The organism is Xanthobacter sp. 91 (assembly GCF_000702385.1).
GTDB lineage: Bacteria > Pseudomonadota > Alphaproteobacteria > Rhizobiales > Xanthobacteraceae > Xanthobacter > Xanthobacter aminoxidans.
Window position 1 is genome coordinate 3,067,127 of the sequence record NZ_JNIB01000001.1, and the last position, 19,069, is coordinate 3,086,195.

Annotated in this window: 17 protein-coding genes; 13 read left to right on the forward strand and 4 right to left on the reverse strand. The window is 68.8% G+C overall.

Features of this window, described 5'->3' with window-relative positions:
• Positions 1-22: 22 nt before the first annotated feature.
• Complete coding sequence (locus A37E_RS0114465; protein WP_024277652.1) at positions 23-448, reverse strand: potassium channel family protein; 426 nt, start codon at positions 446-448, stop codon at positions 23-25.
• Positions 449-716: 268 nt separating this feature from the next.
• On the opposite strand from A37E_RS0114465, the gene typA reads away from it, so the two are divergent.
• Positions 717-2,546 carry a translational GTPase TypA gene (gene typA, locus A37E_RS0114470; protein ID WP_029557252.1) on the forward strand — a complete coding sequence of 610 codons (1,830 nt, stop codon included), beginning with the start codon at positions 717-719 and terminating at the stop codon, positions 2,544-2,546.
• A 224-nt stretch (positions 2,547-2,770) separates the two neighbouring features.
• Here typA and A37E_RS0114475 read toward each other — a convergent pair whose 3' ends face one another.
• Positions 2,771-3,874, reverse strand: a complete 1,104-nt coding sequence (locus tag A37E_RS0114475; RefSeq protein WP_029557253.1) for an NAD(P)/FAD-dependent oxidoreductase — start codon at positions 3,872-3,874, stop codon at positions 2,771-2,773.
• 130 nt (positions 3,875-4,004) lie between these two features.
• On the opposite strand from A37E_RS0114475, the gene A37E_RS0114480 reads away from it, so the two are divergent.
• From A37E_RS0114480 to A37E_RS0114500, 5 genes are all read left to right on the forward strand, one after another.
• Entirely contained in the window at positions 4,005-4,346 is a 342-nt protein-coding gene (locus tag A37E_RS0114480) for a DUF971 domain-containing protein (RefSeq protein WP_051679039.1), read from the forward strand.
• The gene (locus tag A37E_RS0114485) at positions 4,343-6,091 is read left to right on the forward strand and encodes a fumarate reductase/succinate dehydrogenase flavoprotein subunit (protein WP_197022979.1); all 1,749 of its coding nucleotides are present in this window, start codon (positions 4,343-4,345) and stop codon (positions 6,089-6,091) included. Before A37E_RS0114480 ends, A37E_RS0114485 begins: the two co-directional genes overlap by 4 nt.
• A 31-nt stretch (positions 6,092-6,122) precedes the next feature.
• Positions 6,123-6,356: a ferredoxin family protein gene (locus A37E_RS0114490; protein ID WP_024277657.1), complete on the forward strand. Its 234-nt coding sequence runs from the start codon at positions 6,123-6,125 to the stop codon at positions 6,354-6,356.
• Positions 6,357-6,361: 5 nt separating this feature from the next.
• Positions 6,362-7,333 (forward strand): HEAT repeat domain-containing protein, encoded by a 972-nt coding sequence (locus tag A37E_RS0114495; RefSeq protein WP_029557256.1) that lies wholly within the window; start codon positions 6,362-6,364, stop codon positions 7,331-7,333.
• 111 nt (positions 7,334-7,444) lie between these two features.
• Positions 7,445-9,076, forward strand: coding sequence for an alpha-amylase family glycosyl hydrolase (locus tag A37E_RS0114500; RefSeq protein WP_156026324.1), 1,632 nt, complete (start codon positions 7,445-7,447; stop codon positions 9,074-9,076).
• A gap of 51 nt (positions 9,077-9,127) precedes the next feature.
• Here the strand turns inward: A37E_RS0114500 and A37E_RS0114505 are convergent, their stop codons facing one another.
• Positions 9,128-10,159 carry a TRAP transporter substrate-binding protein gene (locus A37E_RS0114505; protein ID WP_029557258.1) on the reverse strand — a complete coding sequence of 344 codons (1,032 nt, stop codon included), beginning with the start codon at positions 10,157-10,159 and terminating at the stop codon, positions 9,128-9,130.
• Positions 10,160-10,380: 221 nt separating this feature from the next.
• Between A37E_RS0114505 and A37E_RS0114510 the strand changes: the two genes are divergently transcribed.
• The 7 genes from A37E_RS0114510 (at position 10,381) to bluB (ending at position 18,374) form a co-directional block, all read left to right on the forward strand.
• Positions 10,381-11,265, forward strand: coding sequence for an IclR family transcriptional regulator (locus A37E_RS0114510; RefSeq protein WP_245279335.1), 885 nt, complete (start codon positions 10,381-10,383; stop codon positions 11,263-11,265).
• Positions 11,266-11,291: 26 nt separating this feature from the next.
• Positions 11,292-12,911 carry an acyl-CoA synthetase gene (locus A37E_RS0114515; RefSeq protein WP_029557260.1) on the forward strand — a complete coding sequence of 540 codons (1,620 nt, stop codon included), beginning with the start codon at positions 11,292-11,294 and terminating at the stop codon, positions 12,909-12,911.
• Positions 12,912-12,952: 41 nt separating this feature from the next.
• Entirely contained in the window at positions 12,953-13,714 is a 762-nt protein-coding gene (locus A37E_RS0114520) for an SDR family NAD(P)-dependent oxidoreductase (RefSeq protein ID WP_029557261.1), read from the forward strand.
• Between the two features lie 26 nt (positions 13,715-13,740).
• Positions 13,741-14,496, forward strand: coding sequence for an SDR family NAD(P)-dependent oxidoreductase (locus tag A37E_RS0114525; RefSeq protein ID WP_029557262.1), 756 nt, complete (start codon positions 13,741-13,743; stop codon positions 14,494-14,496).
• Positions 14,497-14,608: 112 nt separating this feature from the next.
• The gene (locus A37E_RS0114530) at positions 14,609-16,117 is read left to right on the forward strand and encodes a glycerol-3-phosphate dehydrogenase (protein WP_029557263.1); all 1,509 of its coding nucleotides are present in this window, start codon (positions 14,609-14,611) and stop codon (positions 16,115-16,117) included.
• Between the two features lie 21 nt (positions 16,118-16,138).
• A complete protein-coding gene (glpK, locus tag A37E_RS0114535) occupies positions 16,139-17,626 on the forward strand; it encodes a glycerol kinase GlpK (protein WP_029557264.1) in 1,488 nt (495 codons plus the stop codon).
• 73 nt (positions 17,627-17,699) lie between these two features.
• Positions 17,700-18,374: a 5,6-dimethylbenzimidazole synthase gene (bluB, locus tag A37E_RS0114540; protein ID WP_029557265.1), complete on the forward strand. Its 675-nt coding sequence runs from the start codon at positions 17,700-17,702 to the stop codon at positions 18,372-18,374.
• A 38-nt stretch (positions 18,375-18,412) separates the two neighbouring features.
• Here the strand turns inward: bluB and A37E_RS0114545 are convergent, their stop codons facing one another.
• Positions 18,413-18,973, reverse strand: a complete 561-nt coding sequence (locus tag A37E_RS0114545; RefSeq protein ID WP_024277667.1) for a protease inhibitor Inh/omp19 family protein — start codon at positions 18,971-18,973, stop codon at positions 18,413-18,415.
• Positions 18,974-19,069 lie beyond the last annotated feature (96 nt).

Here is a 19,069-nt window from a genome sequence, read left to right on the forward strand (position 1 = left end):
CAAACGCGGGACGGCGCTGGCGCTACTTGATGTGCAGCTGGGCGATGGCCCGCGACAGCACGGAGAACAGAACGGCGGTGGACCAGCCGAACAGCAGCATGCCGTTGGCCGCCGTCATCGGCCCGAGGATGCGCCAGGGCCGGGCCGGGATGAGGTCGCCGTAGCCGAGCGTCGTGAAATTGACGAAGGCGAAATAATAGATGTTGTCGGGCTCGGTGGCACCGGTGAGCGCGTAGAGCTGCGCCCACACCATCACCTCCACGAGGTGGAAGACGGTGAGCAGCGTTCCCGAGGCCGCCATGACGACGACGAGTGTCTCGATCTTGCGCCGTCCGCTGAGGTGCTGCGCAGCGATCCGCACCATCTTGATGACGACGACGGTACCCAGGGCCTGGATCGCGATGGTGATGATGCTCACCAGAAGGCCCGCAGCGAATGCTCCGTCCATCAACATCCCCATCGCTCTCCGCATCAGGTGGGTGCGCACCCGCCAACCTGCGTGATGGACCCGCGCGGACGTGGCAGCAAGGGGCGCCGAGGCGTTGCGTTCAAGGGCTTTGCGGCGTGGTGCCGGCGCGGTTCCTAGGGGGCCCGGTGACATGGCCGCAGCGCCGGCACATTGATCTTGATCGGTTTGTGTGTATTTTGCGCCGCAAAATACCCCTTTCCCGGCGGGCCCGAACCATTCGGACCCGCGTTTTCGTGCTGGACCCTCCATGAAGCTGCGGAACATCGCCATCATCGCCCACGTCGACCACGGCAAGACCACGCTGGTGGACGAGCTGCTGAAGCAGTCGGGGTCCTACCGCGAGAACCAGCGCGTGGCCGAGCGCGTGATGGATTCCAACGATCTGGAAAAGGAGCGCGGTATCACCATCCTCGCCAAGGCCACCTCGGTGGTCTGGAAGGACACGCGCATCAACATCGTGGACACCCCCGGCCACGCCGACTTCGGCGGCGAGGTGGAGCGTATCCTGAACATGGTGGACGGTGCCATCGTGCTCGTGGACGCAGCGGAAGGCCCCATGCCGCAGACCAAGTTCGTGGTCGGCAAGGCGCTGAAGATCGGCCTCAAGCCCATCGTCGCCATCAACAAGGTGGACCGCTCCGACGCCCGTCCCACCGAAGTCATCAACGAGGTGTTCGACCTGTTCGCGGCGCTCGACGCCACCGACGACCAGCTCGACTTCCCCATCCTCTACGGCTCCGGCCGCAGCGGCTGGATGGCCGACAGCCCGGAAGGTCCCATGGACCAGGGCATGGCGCCCCTGTTCGATCTCGTGCTGAAGCATGTGCCCGAGCCCACCGTGGACGACGGCCCGTTCCGCATGATCGGCACGCTGCTGGAGGCCAACCCCTTCCTCGGCCGCATGATCACCGGGCGCATCACCTCCGGCTCCATCAAGCCGAACCAGGCCATCAAGGTGCTGGCGCAGGACGGCTCGCTGGTCGAGCAGGGCCGCGTCTCCAAGATCCTCGCCTTCCGCGGCATTGAGCGTCAGCCCATCGAGGAAGGCGTGCAGGGCGACATCGTCGCCATCGCCGGCCTCTCCAAGGGCACGGTGGCCGACACCTTCTGCGCGCTCGAAGTGACCGAGGCCATGGCGGCCCAGCCCATCGATCCGCCCACCGTCACCATGTCGTTCATCGTGAACGATTCGCCCCTCGCAGGTACCGAGGGTGACAAGGTGACGAGCCGCGTCATCCGCGACCGCCTGTTCCGCGAGGCGGAAGGCAACGTGGCGCTGAAGATCGAGGAATCCACCGAGAAGGATTCCTTCTTCGTCTCCGGCCGTGGCGAACTGCAGCTCGCGGTGCTGATCGAGACCATGCGCCGCGAGGGCTTCGAGATCGCCGTGTCCCGTCCCCGCGTGGTGTTCCAGAAGGATGAGGCGACGGGCCAGGTGCTGGAGCCCATCGAGGAAGTCCTGATCGACGTGGACGAGGAATATTCCGGCACCGTCGTCCAGAAGATGAGCGAGCGCCGCGCCGAGATGATCGAGATGCGGCCTTCCGGCGGCAACCGCCAGCGCCTCGTTTTCTACGCGCCCACCCGCGGCCTTATCGGCTACCAGTCGGAACTGCTCACCGACACCCGCGGCACGGCCATCATGAACCGGCTGTTCCACGAGTACGCGCCCTACAAGGGCGAGATCGCCGGCCGCACCAACGGCGTGCTTATCGCCAATGCGGCGGGCGAGGCGGTGGCTTACGCTTTGTGGAACCTGGAAGACCGCGGCCCGATGATGATCGAGCCCGGCTGGAAGGTGTACCAGGGCATGCTCATCGGCGTGCACAACCGGGACAACGACCTGGAAGTGAACGTGCTGAAGGGCAAGCAGCTCACCAACATCCGCACCACCTCCAAGGACGAGGCGGTGCGCCTGACCCCGCCCATCCGCATGACGCTGGAGCGAGCGCTGGCGTGGATCCAGGACGACGAGCTGGTGGAGGTGACGCCTAAGTCCATCCGCCTGCGCAAGCGCCTGCTGGACCCTAACGACCGCAAGCGCGAGGAGCGCAAGAAGGAAACCGAGCTGGCCTGACGGCCGCCCGCCTTCGGATCTTGAAAAGGGCAGCGGTTCCGGCCGCTGCCCTTTTTGTTTGTGTTGTCGCCTTGCGTCCGGCGTCGCTCCCTCTCCCCTTGCGGGAGAGGGTTGGGGTGAGGGGTATGGCGCCTTTTGCCCGTTGGCTGGTGATGGGTTCGGGTAGCCCCCTCACCCCCGGCCCCTCTCCCGCAAGGGGAGAGGGGAGGTGCCCGCCGGCCGCCCTATCCCCGCGCCACCTCCACCACCCGCTCCGCGATGGCGAGGCAGCTCGTCAGCCCCGGCGATTCGATGCCGAACAGGTTCACCAGCCCCGGCGCGCCGTGCACCGCCGGCCCCTGGATGACGAAATCCGGCGCCCGCCCATCCACGCCGGGGATCTTCGGCCGGATGCCGGAATAGCCCGGCGCCAGATCCTCCTCGCGCACGTCCGGCCAGTAGCGGCGGATGGAGGCCATCATGGTGGTCTTGCGGGTGGGATCGACCTCGTAGCGCCGCTCGCGCACCCATTCCACATCCGGCCCGAAGCGGCCCTGCCCGCCGAGATCGAGGGTGAGGTGGGTGCCGAGCCCTCCCGCCTCCGGCACCGGATAGATCAGGCGGGAGAAGGGCACCTTCCGGAGGCAGGTGAAGTAATTGCCCTTGGCCATGGTCTCCTGCGGCACCAGATCGGGCGGCATTCCCGAGATGGCGCGGGCGAGCGCGGGGGCATCGAGCCCGGCCGCGTTGATGAACAGGCGGCAGGCGAGCGTCATGGGCTCCGGCCCGCCGGTGGTGAGCACGACGCCGTCCGCCCCCGCCTCGGCGGCCACGATGGGGGAGGAGAGGGCGAGCATCCCGCCGGCCGCCTCCATGTCGCCGAGCAGCGCCAGCATGAGGCCGTGGGAATCCACGATGCCGGTGGAGGGCGAATGCAGCGCCGCGTGGGCCGAGAGGGCCGGCTCCAGCGCCCGCGCTTCCGCGCCGCTCAACATCCTGAGGTCATCGACGCCGTTGGCTGCCCCGATCCTCGCCAGCTTCTCCAGATAGGCGACCTCTTCAGGCGCTGCGGCCACGATGAGCTTGCCGATGCGCCTGTGCCCCACCCCGTGGCTTTCGCAGAAGGCGTAGAGCAGCGCCCGGCCGCGCACGCACAGCTCGGCCTTGAGGCTTAAGGGCTCATAATAGATGCCGGCATGGATCACCTCGGAATTGCGCGAGGACGTGCCGGTGCCGATGGCGTCCGCCGCCTCCACCAGCACCACTTCCCGGCCCGCCAGCGCTAGCGCGCGGGCGACGGCGAGGCCGACCACGCCCGCTCCGGCGACGATGCACTCGACCTGATCCATGCCGCTCTTCCCGTGATCCGCGACCGGTACCATAGCGCAGGCCGGGCCTGCGGGGAGCGGCTTCCTGGAAGTGCTCCAGCCAGCAACTAGTTGCTATCGGCCGGAGGGCCCGCGAGGTCCAATCGGGGCCATGATGACGTCCGCCCCCGCACCCCTCCCCCTTGAAGTCGAGGAAATCCGCCTCGATCGGGACCGGCGCCGCCTGACCCTCGCCTATGGCGGGACGCGGGCGGAATTCTCCGCCGAGCGTCTGCGCTCCGCCTGCCGCTGCGCCGCCTGCACGGCGGACCGCGCCCGCGACCGCTTTCCCTCAGCCTTCCCCGGCGTGGCCCTCACCGGCGTGGAGCCGTTCGGCGCGCACGGCCTGAACCTCACCTTTTCCGACGGCCACAAGCGCGGGGTCTATCCCTTCGCCTATCTCGCGGCGCTGGCCGCCGAGGCCGCCAACGACCTTCCGGAGATGAACCCATGAGCGCGTTCGACAGCGAGATGAAGACCGAGATCGTCGAGACCGACATCCTTGTCATCGGCGGCGGCACCGGCGGCCCGATGGCGGCCATCAAGGCCAAGGAGAAAAATCCCGGCCTCAAGGTGGTCCTCATGGAGAAGGCCAATGTGAAGCGCTCCGGCGCGGTCTCCATGGGCATGGACGGGCTGAACAACGCCGTCATTCCCGGCTACGCCACGCCCGAGCAGTATGTGAAGGAGATCACCGTCGCCAATGACGGCATCGTCCACCAGAAGGCGGTGATGGCCTACGCGACCGGCTCCTACCCGATGATCCAGTATCTGGATTCCATCGGCGTGAAGTTCGAGAAGGACGGCTCCGGCGAATACAATGTGCGCAAGGTGCACCACATGGGCACCTATGTACTGCCCATGCCGGAAGGTCACCACGTCAAGAAGGCGCTCTACCGCCAGCTGCGCAAGCACCAGGTGCTGGTGACCAACCGCTACATGGCCACCCGCCTGCTGACCGGCACGGACGGCCGCATCGCCGGCGCCATCGGGGTGAACACCCGCACCGGCGAGTTCCTGGTGATCCGCGCCAAGGCCGTGGTGCTGGCCTGCGGCGCCGCCGGCCGCCTCGGCCTGCCGGCCTCCGGCTATCTCTTCGGCACCTACGAGAACCCGGCGAACTGCGGCGATGGCTATGCCATGGCCTACCATGCCGGCGCGGGCCTCGCGAACCTCGAGTGCTACCAGATCAACCCGCTCATCAAGGACTACAACGGCCCGGCCTGCGCCTACGTCACCGGCCCGTTCGGCGGCTACACCGCCAACAACAAGGGCGAGCGCTTCATCGAGTGCGACTACTGGTCGGGCCAGATGATGAAGGAGTTCTACGGCGAGCTCTTGAGCGGCAACGGCCCCGTCTTCCTCAACATGACCCACCTCGCCGAGGAGACCATCTCCGAGATCGAGACCATCCTGCACTCCAACGAGCGCCCCTCGCGCGGACGCTTCCACGAGAAGCGGGGCACGAACTACCGCGAGAAGATGGTGGAGATGCACATCTCCGAGATCGGCTTCTGCTCCGGCCACTCCGCCTCGGGCGTGTGGGTGGACGAGAATGCCCGCACCACCGTGCCCGGCCTCTATGCCGCCGGCGACATGGCGAGCGTGCCGCACAATTACATGCTGGGCGCCTTCGTGAACGGCGGCATCGCCGGTGAGGATGCGGCCGACTATTGCGCCTCCACCGACCTGCCGGCCTATGACGCCGCCGATATCTCCCGCGAGCAGGCCCGCGTGATGGCGCCCACCCGTCGCGACGATGGCCTCACCCCCTTCGAGATGGAATACAAGGCCCGCCGCCTCGTGAACGATTATCTCCAGCCGCCGAAGGTGACCGCCAAGTACAAGATCGGCCAGGCCCGCCTCGCCGAGGTGCGCGACGATCTTTCGGCCCTGTGCGTGAAGGATCCGCATGAATTGATGCGGGCGCTGGAGCTGCAATCCATCCTCGATTGCGCCGACATGGCCGCCGCCGCCTCGCTCTACCGCACCGAAAGCCGCTGGGGTCTCTACCACTGGCGCGTCGACCACCCCGCCACCGACAACGAGAACTGGTTCTGCCACACCCTCCTCTACAAGGACGAGATGGGCCGCATGGCGCACAAGAAGCGCGCGGTGGACCCCTATGTCGTCGAGATCGATGAGGACGAGATGGGCGCCTACCACCAGCTGCGCACCCCGGCCATCGCCGCCGAGTGAGCCCCTCACACGAAATTCCGGAGCTGCCCCCATGCCTTTCGCCAATCACACCACCTCCGTGCCCGTGACCGTCGATGACGACAAGTGCATCGCCGAGAAGGGCTGCCGCGTCTGCATCGACGTGTGCCCCCTCGACGTGCTCGCCATCAACCCGGCCTCGGGCAAGGCGCACATGAAGTATGACGAGTGCTGGTACTGCATGCCGTGCGAGGTGGATTGCCCCACCGGCGCGGTGAAGGTCGAAATCCCCTATCTGCTGCGGTGAGCGCCATGGCCATCTTCGACGATTTCGACGACGACCTCGATGCGGTCTCCGAGCGTGCCCGCGACGCCGATCCCGGCATCCGCCGCGTCGCCATGCTGGGCCTTGCCGAGAGCGTGGACCCGGGCGCCGTGGACCTGCTGCTCGCCGGCCTGAAGGATGAGGATGCCGGCGTGCGGGAAGCCGCCGCCAAGTCCCTGGACGAGCATTCCGGCCTGCCGGCCGCCCTCGGCCTCATCGATGCGCTGGACGACGCGGAGGAGGCGGTGCGCCTCGCTGCTGCCGAGAGCCTCGCCGACAAGAAGGAGCCGGCCTCCGCCCCCCGCCTCATCGAGCGGGCGCAGGAGACGGGCGATGCGTACTCGGCCTTCGTCCGCGCCTCAGCGCTCCGGGCGCTGCGCGACATGCAGGACCCCTCGGCCATGCCGGTGGCTCTCGCCGCCCTCACTGACCCGGAGATTGCCGTGCGGCGCGAGGCGCTGGGCGTGCTGGGCTATCTGAAGGCGGATGCCGCGCTGCCCGCGCTGCTGCTCGCCGCCACCGATCCGGAAGCGGCGGTGCGCCGGGCGGTGATGGCGGCCCTCGTGTTCGTGAAGAGCGGTACGGCTGGTGTCCCTGCGCTCATCGCCGGGCTCAAGGACGGCCACTGGCAGGTGCGCGAGGAAGCCGCCTATTCCATCGGCAAGGCGAAGATTCTCGAGGCGGTGGACCCGCTGATCGTCGCTGCCAATGACGATGCCTGGCAGGTGAAGGCCAAGGCGGTGAACGCGCTCGGCAAGCTGAAGGCCCGCGCGGCCGTCCCGGTGGTGTCGGAGGCGCTGGGCGACCAGTTGTCCAACGTGCGCAAGGAGGCCGCCGCGGCGCTGGGCGAGATCGCCGATCCCGCCGCCGTGCCCGCGCTCGAAGCCGTTTATGACGACCCGGACCCGGACGTGCGCAAGCTGGTGCGCTGGGCCATCGACCGTTGCCGCGCGGCCTGAGGGGAGGGCGTTCCAGCCCTCCCAAATGGCCGGTCATGAAACCGAACCGGGCCGGCCGTACTTCTCCAATCTGAGTCGGAGCGCCAGAGTGCTCCGGCAGAGCGGGAGAAGATGCCAATGGCGGAGCAGGAACGCGAGCGGCTGAAGACCGGGCCTTTGTGGTGGCAGTCCGGCGTGGTCTACCAGATCTATCCGCGCTCGTTTCAGGATTCGAACGGCGATGGCGTGGGCGACCTCAAGGGCATCATCTCCCGGCTCGCCTATCTCGCCGACCTCGGCATCGACGCCATCTGGATCTCCCCCATCTATCCCTCTCCCATGGCGGATTTCGGCTATGACGTGGCCGACTACACCGCCATCCATCCCCTGTTCGGCACGCTCGAAGATTTCGACCGGCTGGTTCAGGAGGCTCATGGGCTGGGGCTGAGGATCATCCTCGATTTCGTGCCCAACCACTCGTCGCAGGATCATCCCTGGTTCAAGGCCTCCCGCTCGGGCAAGGATGATCCCAAGCGCGACTGGTACATCTGGCGCGATCCCGGCCCGGATGGCGGCCCGCCCAACAACTGGCTCTCGGAATTCGGCGGCAGCGCCTGGGAATATGATGCGGCGAGCGGCCAGTATTACTACCACGCCTTTTTGAAGGAGCAGCCGGACCTCAACTGGCGCAATCCGGACGTGGTCGAAGCCATGCACGACGTCCTGCGCTTCTGGCTGGACAGGGGCGTGGACGGCTTCCGCATCGATGCGCTCTGGCACGTCATCAAGGATGCCGAGTTCCGGGACAATCCGCCGAACCCCGATTTCCACGAGGGCATGAACCCGCATTCCGCCCTGAGCCAGCTCTATACCGGCGACCGGCCGGAGGTGATGGAGGTGATCGCGGGCTTCCGTGACCTCGTCGAGTCCTATGAGGGCGACCGGGTGCTGATCGGCGAGGCCTATCTGCCGCTCCACCGCATCCCCGCCTATTACGGCGAGGACGGGCGCGGCGTGCATCTGCCGTTCAACTTCACGCTGCTCGCGGCGCCGTGGAATGCCGCGGACCTGGCGCCGCTGATCGCCGCCTATGAGGCCGCCATCCCCGAGGGCGGCTGGCCCAACTGGGTGCTCTCCAACCACGATCGCCCGCGCGTCGTCGGCCGCCTCGGTCCCGATCAGGCGCGGGTGGCGGCCATGCTGCTGCTGACGCTCCGGGGCACGCCGACGCTCTATTACGGCGACGAGATCGGCATGGCACAGGTGCCCATCCCGCCCGAGCGGGTGCAGGACCCGTTCGAGAAGAACGTGCCCGGCCTCGGCCTCGGCCGTGACGGCGCGCGCACGCCCATGCAGTGGGACGACGGCCCGTTCGCCGGCTTCTCCACGGTGGAGCCGTGGCTGCCGCTGGCGGATGATTTCACCGAGGTGAACGTGAAGCGGGAGCGCGGGGAGGCGGCCTCCCTGCTCACCCTCACCCGCGCGCTGCTGGCCCTGCGGCGGGCGCATCCGGCCCTGTCCGTGGGGCTGTGGTCCCCGGTGGCGGCGGTGGGCGATCTCGTCGCCTATCTCAGGCAGGGGGAGGGGGAGGGGCTGCTGGTGGCGCTGAATCTGGGCGGCAACCCGCTGTCGGCGACGCTGCCGGAAGCTACGGGGGGAGGACGCCTGCTCCTCTCCACCTTCTGCGATCGCGCGGGCGAACAGGTGGGCGACACCATCGACCTCAGGCCCAACGAGGGCATCGTGGTGCAACTGGCGCCCTGAACGAAAAGGGGCGGCCGAAGCCGCCCCTTGAACGTGAGGTGGATGGCCGGCTCAGGAGAGCTTGCCGGTATACTTCTCCAGCGTGGCCCAGGCCTCATCGCCGTACTTGCCCTTCCACTCGGCATAGAAGCCGGCCTTGCGCAGCTGGTCGCGGAAGCTGTCCACCTTCGGCTCGTTGAAGGCGAGGCCCTTTTCCGCCAGTTCCTTGCGCAGGGAGTTGTTGAGGGCGAACACGTCGTCGCGCTGCTTGAGGCCCGCCTCGTTGATGTTCTTCGCCACGATGGCGCGCAGGTCGTCGGGCAGCTTCTCGAAGGCGCGGCGGTTGGCGAGGAACCAGAAGCCGTCCCACATGTGATTGGTGAGGGAGCAGTATTTCTGCACCTCGTACAGCTTCGCCGTGGAGATGATGGCGAGGGGGTTCTCCTGCGCATCCACGGCGCGGGTCTGCAGCGCGGTGTAGACCTCGGCGAAGTTGAGCGAGGCGGGAGCGCTGTCGAACGCCTTGAACATGGAAGTCCACAGCGGCGACACCGGCACGCGGATCTTCAGGCCCTTGAGATCGGCCGCGGTCTCGATGGGCTTGGTGGAGGTGGTGATCTGGCGGAAGCCGTTGTCCCAGATCTTGTCCATGGCGACGATGCCGGCCTTGGAGATCTGCCCGCGCACGTAGGTGCCCAGATCCCCGTCCATGGCCTTCCACACGCTGGCATAGTCCGGGAAGGCAAAGCCGATGCCGCTGATGGAGGCGTTGGGCACCAGCGTCGAGAGGATCAGCGGCGAGAGGGTGAAGAACTCGATGGCCCCGGAGCGCAGCTGGCTCAGCATGTCGGTGTCGCCACCGAGCTGGCTGGAGGGGAAGATGCTGATCTCGACCTTGCCCTTGGTCTCGGCCTTGATCTTCGCCGCCATTTCCTGCGCGCGCACGTTCATGGGGTGCGTGACCGGCAGGTTGTTGGCGTATTTGTAGGAGAATTCGGCGCTCTGGGCCCGCGCGACGGTGGGGGCGAACAGGGCCGGCGCGATGGCGCCGGTCAGCGCCGTGGCGGCGCTCGCCTTGATGAGGGTGCGACGGGTCAGGGTCATCGGTGCTCCTCCTTGCGGCCGTTTCGCGCGGCGCCCCGACTGGCTCCGCTCCGGCCCGACTGGTTTCCTTGGGTCCAATATATGGACCTCTTTTCCCGCCGCCCATGCTGGCCCGCTTGTGGCGATTTCGCAAGCAGATTATGGTTCCAGAGGACGCCGCGCGACGGCAGTCCCAATTCGCCAGATAAATCAGGTCCATATTCTGGATCAAGGGAGCGCGCGTGGGACGGGGATCGGATGCGCCCGCCGCCCGAATGGGCGGGCCGGAGCCTGCGCGCGATGGCGCGTCGGAAGCCGGCGGCGGCACCCAGAGCATCGCGCGCGCGATGGCGCTGCTGATGCTGGTGGGCCGCGCGGGGACGGAGGGCGCCCGCCTCGCCGATCTCGTCGCCAGTTCCGGCCTCTCCAAGCCCACCGTGCGGCGCGTCCTGCTGGCGCTGGTGCGCGCCGGGCTGGTGGACCAGGACGAGACGAGCCGCCGCTATCATGTGGGGCCGGAGGCCTATGTGCTCGGCACGCTGGCCGCGCCGCGCTTCGGCATCCATGCCCTCGCCCTCGACGGTCTCTCCCGCATCGCCCGCCAGAGCGGCGACTGCGCCTTCCTCTCGGTGCCGCGCGGGATCTTCTCCGTGTGTCTGCATCGCGAAGAGGGCACCTGGCCCATCCGCACCCATGTGCTCCAGGCCGGCGACCGTCACCCCCTCGGCATCGGTGCCGGCGGCCTCGCCCTCCTCGCCGCGCTGCCCGAGGCCGACGCGGCGCGGATCATCGAGGCCAATGCGGCCGCGCTCGCGGCCTATCCCGGCTATTCCCCCGATCTGCTGCGCGCCGCCATGGGCGAAACCCGCGCGCGCGGCTATGCGCTCAATCCCGGCCTCTATGTCGCCGGCTCCTGGGGCATCGGCGTGCCGGTGCGGGGGGCGGACGGGCGCCCGCTCGGCGCCCTCTCGCTCGCCGCCATCGAGAGCCGGCTGGGCGCGGAGCGGCAGAAGGAGCTGGTGCCGCTGCTTCAGCGAGAAGCCGCCGCGCTGGAGGCGAAGCTCGGCGGCAGCGAGCGCGGGCCACCGCCGCGCTCGGCTCGTCCTTTGGCCCGCCCGGCCCCCTGATTGTTTCCGATCCCGGAGTGAAGTGAATGTCCGCACCTGCCCAGACCGTCGCCGAGGCCCCGCGAGGCGGCGTGGCCCGCACCAGCCGCCGGGTGATGAACCTCTCCCATTTCCTGCGCCAGGCGGCGCGGCGGCTGCCGGCCCATATCGCCTTCGTCGAGGGCGAGCGCACCGTGACGTGGGCCGAGATGGATGCCCGCGTGGATGCCATGGCGGCGGAGCTGGCCGCCCGCGGCGTCGTCAAGGGTGATCGCATCCTCGTGCAGTCGAAGAATTGCCTCGAAATGTTCGAGAGCATGTTCGCGGCCTTCCGGCTGGGCGCGGTGTGGGTGCCCACCAATTTCCGCCAGACGCCCGGGGAGGTCGCCTATCTCGCCTCCGCCTCGGGCGCGAGCCTCATGATCTGCCACCGCGACTTCCCCGAGCACGTGGAAGCCGCACGCGCCGAGGCGCCTGACATCCGCGAGGTCATCGCCATCGGCGCGGCGGACTTCGGAGCGGACTACGGCGAAATCGTCGCCGCCCGCCTCGGCGAAAAGGTGCCGGTGGCGGATGTGGACCATGACGACCCCTGCTGGTTCTTCTTCACCTCCGGCACCACCGGGCGGCCCAAGGCGGCGGTGCTGACCCACGGCCAGATGGCCTTCGTCATCACCAACCACCTCTGCGACCTGATGCCCGGCACCACCGAGCAGGACGCCTCCCTCGTGGTGGCGCCGCTCTCCCACGGCGCGGGCGTGCATCAGCTGGTGCAGGTGGCGCGCGGGGTGAAGACCATCCTCATGCCCTCCGAGCGGTTCGACGCCGCCGAGGCGTGGCGGCTGGTGGAGCAATGGCGCGTGACCAACATGTTCACCGTGCCGACCATCACCAAACTGCTCACCGAGCATCCCTCGGTGGACAAGTTCGACCACTCCTCCCTGCGCTACGTCATCTATGCCGGCGCGCCCATGTACCGGGAGGACCAGAAGTTCGCGCTGAGGAAGCTCGGCAAGGTGCTGGTGCAGTATTTCGGCCTCGGCGAGGTGACGGGCAACATCACCGTCCTGCCGCCCTACCTGCACGATCCCGAGGACGGCCCGCATGTGAAGCTTGGCACCTGCGGCTTCGAGCGCACCGGCATGCAGGTCCAGATCCAGGACGATGCGGGCGGCGAGGTCGCGCCCTTCGAGACCGGCGAGATCTGCGTCTGCGGCCCTGCGGTGCTGGCGGGCTATTACGACAATCCCGAGGCCAATGCGAAGGCGTTCCGCAACGGCTGGTTCCGCACCGGCGATCTCGGCCACATGGACAATGAGGGCTTCGTCTACATCACCGGGCGCGCCTCGGACATGTACATATCCGGCGGCTCCAACGTCTATCCGCGGGAGGTGGAGGAGAAGGTGCTCACCCATCCCGCCATCGCCGAGGTGGCCATCCTCGGCGTGCCGGACCCCATGTGGGGCGAGGTGGGCGTCGCCGTCTGCGTGCTGCGAGACGGGCAGAGCGTGAGCGAGGAGGACCTGGTCGCGTTCCTCGACGGCAAGGTTGCCCGCTACAAGCTGCCCCGGCGCGTGCATTTCTGGGATGCCCTGCCGAAATCCGCCTACGGCAAGATCACCAAGAAGATGGTGCGCGAGGCCCTGGCCGAGCGCGGGCTCATCTGAGCCGCCGACGGAAACCAACAATCACCCTCAGGGAGAGTGCCGTGTCGAGACCGGGAAGCGTGATCGTGACGGGTGGTGCCTCGGGCATCGGCCTTGCCGTGGTGGAGGAGCTTCTGGCCGAGGGCTGGCGCGTCGTCGCCGCCGACCTCGTGCCGGAGAGTATCGAGAAGGCGCGGGCCGCCCTCGCCGCCCATGGCGACACGGTGCGGGTCGTCCAGGCCGACATTTCCGACGAAGCGCAGGTGGTGAAGCTCGTCGCCGATACGGAGAGCGGGTTCGGGCCGCTGTGGGGCGTGGTGAACTCCGCCGGCATCGCCCGCGATATCCCCGCCCTCGACACGTCGGCGGACATCTTCCGCAAGATCCTCGACGTGAACGTCATCGGCACCTTCCTGGTGGCGCGCGAGGCGGCGAAGGTGATGCAGGCGCGCAGCGCCGGCTCCATCGTCAATATCGCGTCCGTCTCGGGCATCCAGGGCAATCTCGGCCGCGCCGCCTATGGCTCGTCCAAGGGTGCGGTGGTGGTGCTCACCAAGGTCCTCGCGGTGGAGTTCGCGGCCCTCGGCATCCGCGTCAACGCCATCGCGCCGGGGCCAGTGGATACCCCGCTGGTGCAGGCGGTGCATACCGATCAGGCCCGCACCGCGTGGCTCGCCCGCGTGCCGCTCAACCGCTATGCGCAGCCGAAGGAGATGGCCGGCACCATCGCCTTCCTGCTGGACCCCGAGAAATCCTCCTACGTGACCGGCCAGACCATCAACGTGGATGGCGGCTTCACCGCCGGCGGGCTGATCCGGCCGTGACGGGGCAGGAGATAAAGGGGCGCGAGATGAAGGGCAGCGTCATCGTCACCGGCGGTGCCTCCGGCATCGGTCTCGCCGTGGTGGAAAACCTGCTCGCCGAGGGCTGGCGCGTCGTCGCGCTGGACCTCGCCGCCGACAGCATCGCCACGGCGCGGGAGCACCTCGCTGTGCATGGTGCGCAGGTGCGGTTCGAGACGGTGGACATTACCGAGGAAAGCGCGGTGGTGGCGGCCGTCGCGCGCACGGCGGCGGACTTCGGCCCGCTCAAGGGGGTGGTGAACTCGGCCGGCATCGCCCGCGACATTCCGGCGTTCGACACGAGCGTGGAGCTGTTCCGCAAGGTGCTGGACATCAACCTCGTCGGCAGCTTCGTCGTGGCGCGGGAGGCGGCGAAGGCCATGCGGGAGACGGGCGGCGGCTCCATCGTCAACATCGCCTCGATCTCCGCTTTGCGCGGCAATCTCGGCCGCTCCGCCTATGGCGCCTCCAAGGGCGGCGTGGTGACGCTGACGAAGATCCTCGCGGTGGAATTCGCGCCGCTGGGCATCCGTGTGAATGCGGTGGCGCCCGGCCCCATCGAGACGCCGCTGGTGCGCGAACTGCTGACGGCCGAGACCCGCGCCGCGTGGCTGAAGACCCTGCCGCTCCGCCGCAACGGCACGCCGCAGGAGGTGTGCGGCGCCATCTCCTTCCTGCTGGATGAGCGGGCGTCGTCCTACGTCACCGGCGAGACCATCGCCGTGGACGGCGGCTTCTCGGCGGGTGGTCTCATCAACGTGTGAGGCGGTGGGGAACCGGCTCCTCCACATGGATCGGCGATGCTGCCGTTGACCTGCCGCAGGTCTCGGGCATCGTCTGGCGGAGCGAACCGATTCCCGGTGCCGGGAGGCCGAGATGGAGGAGAGCTGTCAGGTCTTCGACCTCGCCATCGTCGGCGGCGGCATCAATGGCTGCGGCATCGCCCGTGATGCCGTGGGGCGCGGCCTCAGCGTGGTGCTGTTCGAGAAGGGGGACCTTGCCTCCGGCACGTCTTCCGCCTCCACTAAGCTGATCCACGGCGGCCTGCGCTATCTCGAATATTACGAGTTCCGCCTGGTGCGGGAGGCGCTGGCCGAGCGGGAGGTGCTGTGGGGCATCGCCCCGCACATCGTCTGGCCCCTGCGCTTCGTGCTGCCGCACCATCCGGGCCTGCGCCCGGCGTGGATGCTGCGGCTCGGCCTGTGGCTCTACGACCATATCGGCGGCCGTCGCCTGCTGCCGCCCACCCGCACGCTGGATCTGCGGCACGATCCCGCCGGCCGGCCGCTGCGGCCGGGCTATGGGCGGGCCTTCGAATATTCCGACTGCTGGGTGGAGGATGCGCGCCTCGTGGTGCTCAACGCCCGCGACGCCGCGGACCGGGGCGCCGCCATCCGCCCGCGCACGCGCGTCACCAGCGCACGGCGGGAGGCGGAGCTGTGGGTGATCGAGAGCGAGCATGAGGGCAAGCCCGAGACGGTGAAGGCGCGGGCGCTGGTGGATGCGGCCGGCCCGTGGGCGGGCGAGGTGCTCGACGTGCTGAAGACCGGCCGGGGCGAGGCACACGCGCCGCTCCGCCTCGTGCAGGGCAGTCACATCGTGGTGCCGCGGCTTTATGCGCACGAGCGCTGCTACATCTTCCAGAATGCGGACGGCCGCATCATCTTCGCCATCCCCTATGAGGGCGATTTCACCCTCATCGGCACCACCGACCGGGATTTTTCAGGCCATCCCGAGGACGTGCATGCGACGCCGGAGGAGGTGGCCTATCTGTGCGCGGCGGCGAGCGAATATTTCGCCGCCACCATCGCCCCGGAGCAGGTGGTGTGGACCTATTCGGGCGTGCGTGCCCTCTATGACGACGGCGCCGGGGCCGCGCAGTCGGCGACGCGGGACTATGTGCTCGCCCTCAATGCGCCGGAGGAGGGGGCGCCGCTCCTCACCGTGTTCGGCGGCAAGATCACCACCTATCGCCGGCTGGCGGAGGCGGCGCTGGCGCGGCTGTCCCCGCATTTTCCCCATCTCGGCGTGCCTTTCACGGCCAGCGCACCGCTGCCTGGCGGCGATTTCCCACGGCAGGGCTATGACACTCTGGTGCGCGCCCTGCGCGGCGCCTTCCCGGCGCTCGATCCCGCCTTGCTGGCGCGGCTCGCGCGGGCCTATGGCACAGCGGCTTTCCAGGTGCTGGAGGGCGTCACCGAGGAGGACGACCTCGGCGACTGGTTCGGGGCACACCTGTGCGCCCGCGAGGTGGACTATCTGATGGACCGGGAATGGGCGTTGACCGCCGCCGACGTGCTGTGGCGGCGCTCCAAGCTCGGCCTGCGCACCGCGCCGCATGCGGTGGAGGCGCTCGACGCCTATATGGCGGCGCGGCGCGCCTGAAACAGAACAAGGGAGGACGCCGTGGCCGCCTACATTCTCGCCATCGACCAGGGCACCACCTCCTCGCGCGCGCTTCTGGTGCGGCAGGACGGCTCCGTCGCGGCGCTGGCGCAGGAGGAGCTGCCGCAGCATTTCCCCGCCTCTGGCCATGTGGAGCAGGAGGCGGAGGACATCTTCGGCACCGTGCTTAATTGCTGCCGCGCGGTGCTGGCGAAGGCCGGCGCCATGGCCTCGGACATTGCGGCCATCGGAATCACCAACCAGCGCGAGACGACCCTCGTGTGGGAGCGGGCGACCGGCCGCGCCATCCATCGCGCCATCGTCTGGCAGGACCGCCGCACGGCCGAGGCCTGCGCCCAGCTGGAGGCGGACGGCCACGGCGCGCTGGTGAACGCGCGCACCGGCCTTCTGCTCGATCCCTATTTCTCCGCCACCAAGATCGCCCACATCCTCGATGCCGTCCCCGGCGCGCGGGAGCGGGCGCAGAAAGGAGAGCTGGCCTTCGGCACGGTGGACAGCTTCCTGCTCCACCGCCTCACCGGCGGCCGCGTCCATGCCACCGACGCCACCAATGCCGCGCGCACGCTGCTCTTCGACATCCATCGCGGCGCGTGGGACGATGACCTCCTCGCTTTGTTCGGTGTGCCGCGCGCCCTGCTTCCCGAAGTGAATGACTGCGCGGCCGACTTCGGCACCACCGATCCGGCGCTGTTCGGCGGGCCCATCCCCATCCGCGGCGTGGCGGGGGACCAGCAGGCGGCCATGGTGGGGCAGGCGTGCTTTGCGCCGGGCATGGTGAAATCCACCTACGGCACCGGCTGCTTCGCTTTGCTCAATACCGGGGCGACGCCGGTCGCTTCCTCCAGCCGGCTGCTGACGACCATCGCCTACCAGATCGGCGGGCGGCGCACCTATGCGCTGGAAGGCTCCATCTTCGTCGCCGGAGCGGCGGTGCAATGGCTGCGCGACGGGCTGAAGATCATCTCCACCGCCAGCGAGAGCGACCGTCTCGCGGCGGAAGCGGACGCGGGGCAGGACGTGATCCTCGTCCCCGCCTTCGTCGGCCTCGGCGCGCCCTATTGGCGGCCGGAGGTGCGCGGCGCCCTGTTCGGCCTCACCCGCGCCACCGGACCGGCGGAACTGGCCCGGGCGGCGCTGGAGAGCGTGTGCTTCCAGACCGTGGACCTCATCGACGCCATGCGCGCCGACTGGCCGGACGGCGATACGGTGCTGCGCGTGGACGGCGGCATGACCGTCTCCGACTTCACCATGCAGCGCCTCGCCGACCTCCTCGGCGCCCCGGTGGATCGGCCTGTGCAGAAAGAGACGACCGTGCTCGGCGCCGCCTATCTCGCGGGCCTGGAGTGTGGCTTCTTCCCGCCGCCGGACGTCTTCGCCGGCCAGTGGCGGCTGGAGCGGCGGTTCACGCCGCAGATGCTGCCCGAGGTGCGCGCCGGCCGCATCGCCCAGTGGCGGGATGCGGTGGGGCGGCTAATCGGTGGGGTGTGAGGACGCGGGGTTCGGGATTGACCTTGCCGGCACGTCGGCGCCGAATTGACCGAATGAATACGGGGAGAGCGCCATGGTCCGGGACGACAGTTTCTCGGCGGACGAGCGCGCCGCCATCTACCGCTGCATCGCCGCGCGGCGGGACGTGCGCCGGAACTTCCTGCCCGATCCCGTGCCCGACGCGGTGCTCGCCCGCGTGCTGGCCGCCGGCCATGCGGCGCCCTCGGTGGGCTTTCTGCAGCCGTGGAACTTCATCGTGGTGCGTTCGGCCGAGACCAAGGCGGCGCTGCACGACGCCTTTTCGCGCGCCAATGCGGAAGCGGCCGAGATGTTCGAGAGCGAGCGGGCGCAGCTCTATCGCACGCTGAAGCTGGAGGGCCTGCGCGAGGCGCCGCTTCTGCTGTGCATCACCTGCGAGCGGGATCGCGCCGGGCCGGTGGTGCTGGGGCGCACCCACCAGAGCGAGATGGACATCTATTCCACCGTCTGCGCGGTGCAGAACATCTGGCTGGCGGCGCGGGCGGAAAATCTGGGCGTCGGCTGGGTGTCCATCCTGGACCTCGCCGATCTCCGCCGCATCCTCGCCATCCCGGATCACATCGTGCCCATCGCGCTGCTGTGCGTGGGCTATGTGGATGGGTTCGCGGCGACGCCCGACCTCGAGCGGGCCGGATGGCGACAGCGCCTGCCGCTGGAGGAACTGGTGTTCGCGGAGCGATTCGGGGCGCGGGAGAAGGCCGGGACGTAAGCGGCTGCCGCCTCAGCGGGACGTTGGGCTGGCCCGCCTCAGCGGGCGAGGGCGACCTGCTGGCCGGTCTCGGCGATGGTGCCGACGTAATGGTTGGGGCCATCCGGCTGGAGCCGGACGGTGACCTTGCCCTGATGGTTCTGCAGCACGATGTCCGAGCCCATCATGTCCCAGCCCTTGGTCATGAAGATCTCGCTGGGGCAGGAGACGTCGGCCTGGGCGGAAAGGCCACTGAGGCCGCGGTCGGTGCCGAGGCGCACCGGGCAGGAGGCCTTGCCGCCATCCCACGAGAAGCTCCAGGCGCCGGAGACCTGTTCCTTCGCCGCGCTGGGGGCGAAGGCGGTGGCGCCGGGATTGGCCGGAGGCGGGGTGAGGGGCACGTTGGAAGCGGTGGTGCGCGGCGTGATGGCGCCGGTGGCGGTATCGGCCGCAGCGGTGGACACGTTGCCGGGCACGGGCGAGGATTCGACCGCACCCGTCGGCGCCGTGAGCACGCGATTGGCCGCCATGGCGGACGGCTTCGCCCCGAAGCCGTCAAGCTCCGTGCTGCACCCGCCGAGGGCCAGCGCCAGAGCCGCCGAAACCAGAACCACCTTCATCCATTGTTCTCCGGACGTGTCCGCAACCTAGCGCCTTCACGCGAAAACCGCCACCCGCCCCTGAGTGGCTCGCACGGGACGCATCGACGTTCGGAC

Coding starts and splice junctions, on each gene's coding strand:
- A37E_RS0114465 (WP_024277652.1), bottom strand. CDS start 448: ATGGACGGAGCATTCGCTGCGGGCCTTCTGGTGAGCATCATCACCATC.
- typA (WP_029557252.1), top strand. CDS start 717: ATGAAGCTGCGGAACATCGCCATCATCGCCCACGTCGACCACGGCAAG.
- A37E_RS0114475 (WP_029557253.1), bottom strand. CDS start 3,874: ATGGATCAGGTCGAGTGCATCGTCGCCGGAGCGGGCGTGGTCGGCCTC.
- A37E_RS0114480 (WP_051679039.1), top strand. CDS start 4,005: ATGATGACGTCCGCCCCCGCACCCCTCCCCCTTGAAGTCGAGGAAATC.
- A37E_RS0114485 (WP_197022979.1), top strand. CDS start 4,343: ATGAGCGCGTTCGACAGCGAGATGAAGACCGAGATCGTCGAGACCGAC.
- A37E_RS0114490 (WP_024277657.1), top strand. CDS start 6,123: ATGCCTTTCGCCAATCACACCACCTCCGTGCCCGTGACCGTCGATGAC.
- A37E_RS0114495 (WP_029557256.1), top strand. CDS start 6,362: ATGGCCATCTTCGACGATTTCGACGACGACCTCGATGCGGTCTCCGAG.
- A37E_RS0114500 (WP_156026324.1), top strand. CDS start 7,445: ATGCCAATGGCGGAGCAGGAACGCGAGCGGCTGAAGACCGGGCCTTTG.
- A37E_RS0114505 (WP_029557258.1), bottom strand. CDS start 10,159: ATGACCCTGACCCGTCGCACCCTCATCAAGGCGAGCGCCGCCACGGCG.
- A37E_RS0114515 (WP_029557260.1), top strand. CDS start 11,292: ATGTCCGCACCTGCCCAGACCGTCGCCGAGGCCCCGCGAGGCGGCGTG.
- A37E_RS0114525 (WP_029557262.1), top strand. CDS start 13,741: ATGAAGGGCAGCGTCATCGTCACCGGCGGTGCCTCCGGCATCGGTCTC.
- A37E_RS0114530 (WP_029557263.1), top strand. CDS start 14,609: ATGGAGGAGAGCTGTCAGGTCTTCGACCTCGCCATCGTCGGCGGCGGC.
- bluB (WP_029557265.1), top strand. CDS start 17,700: ATGGTCCGGGACGACAGTTTCTCGGCGGACGAGCGCGCCGCCATCTAC.
- A37E_RS0114545 (WP_024277667.1), bottom strand. CDS start 18,973: ATGAAGGTGGTTCTGGTTTCGGCGGCTCTGGCGCTGGCCCTCGGCGGG.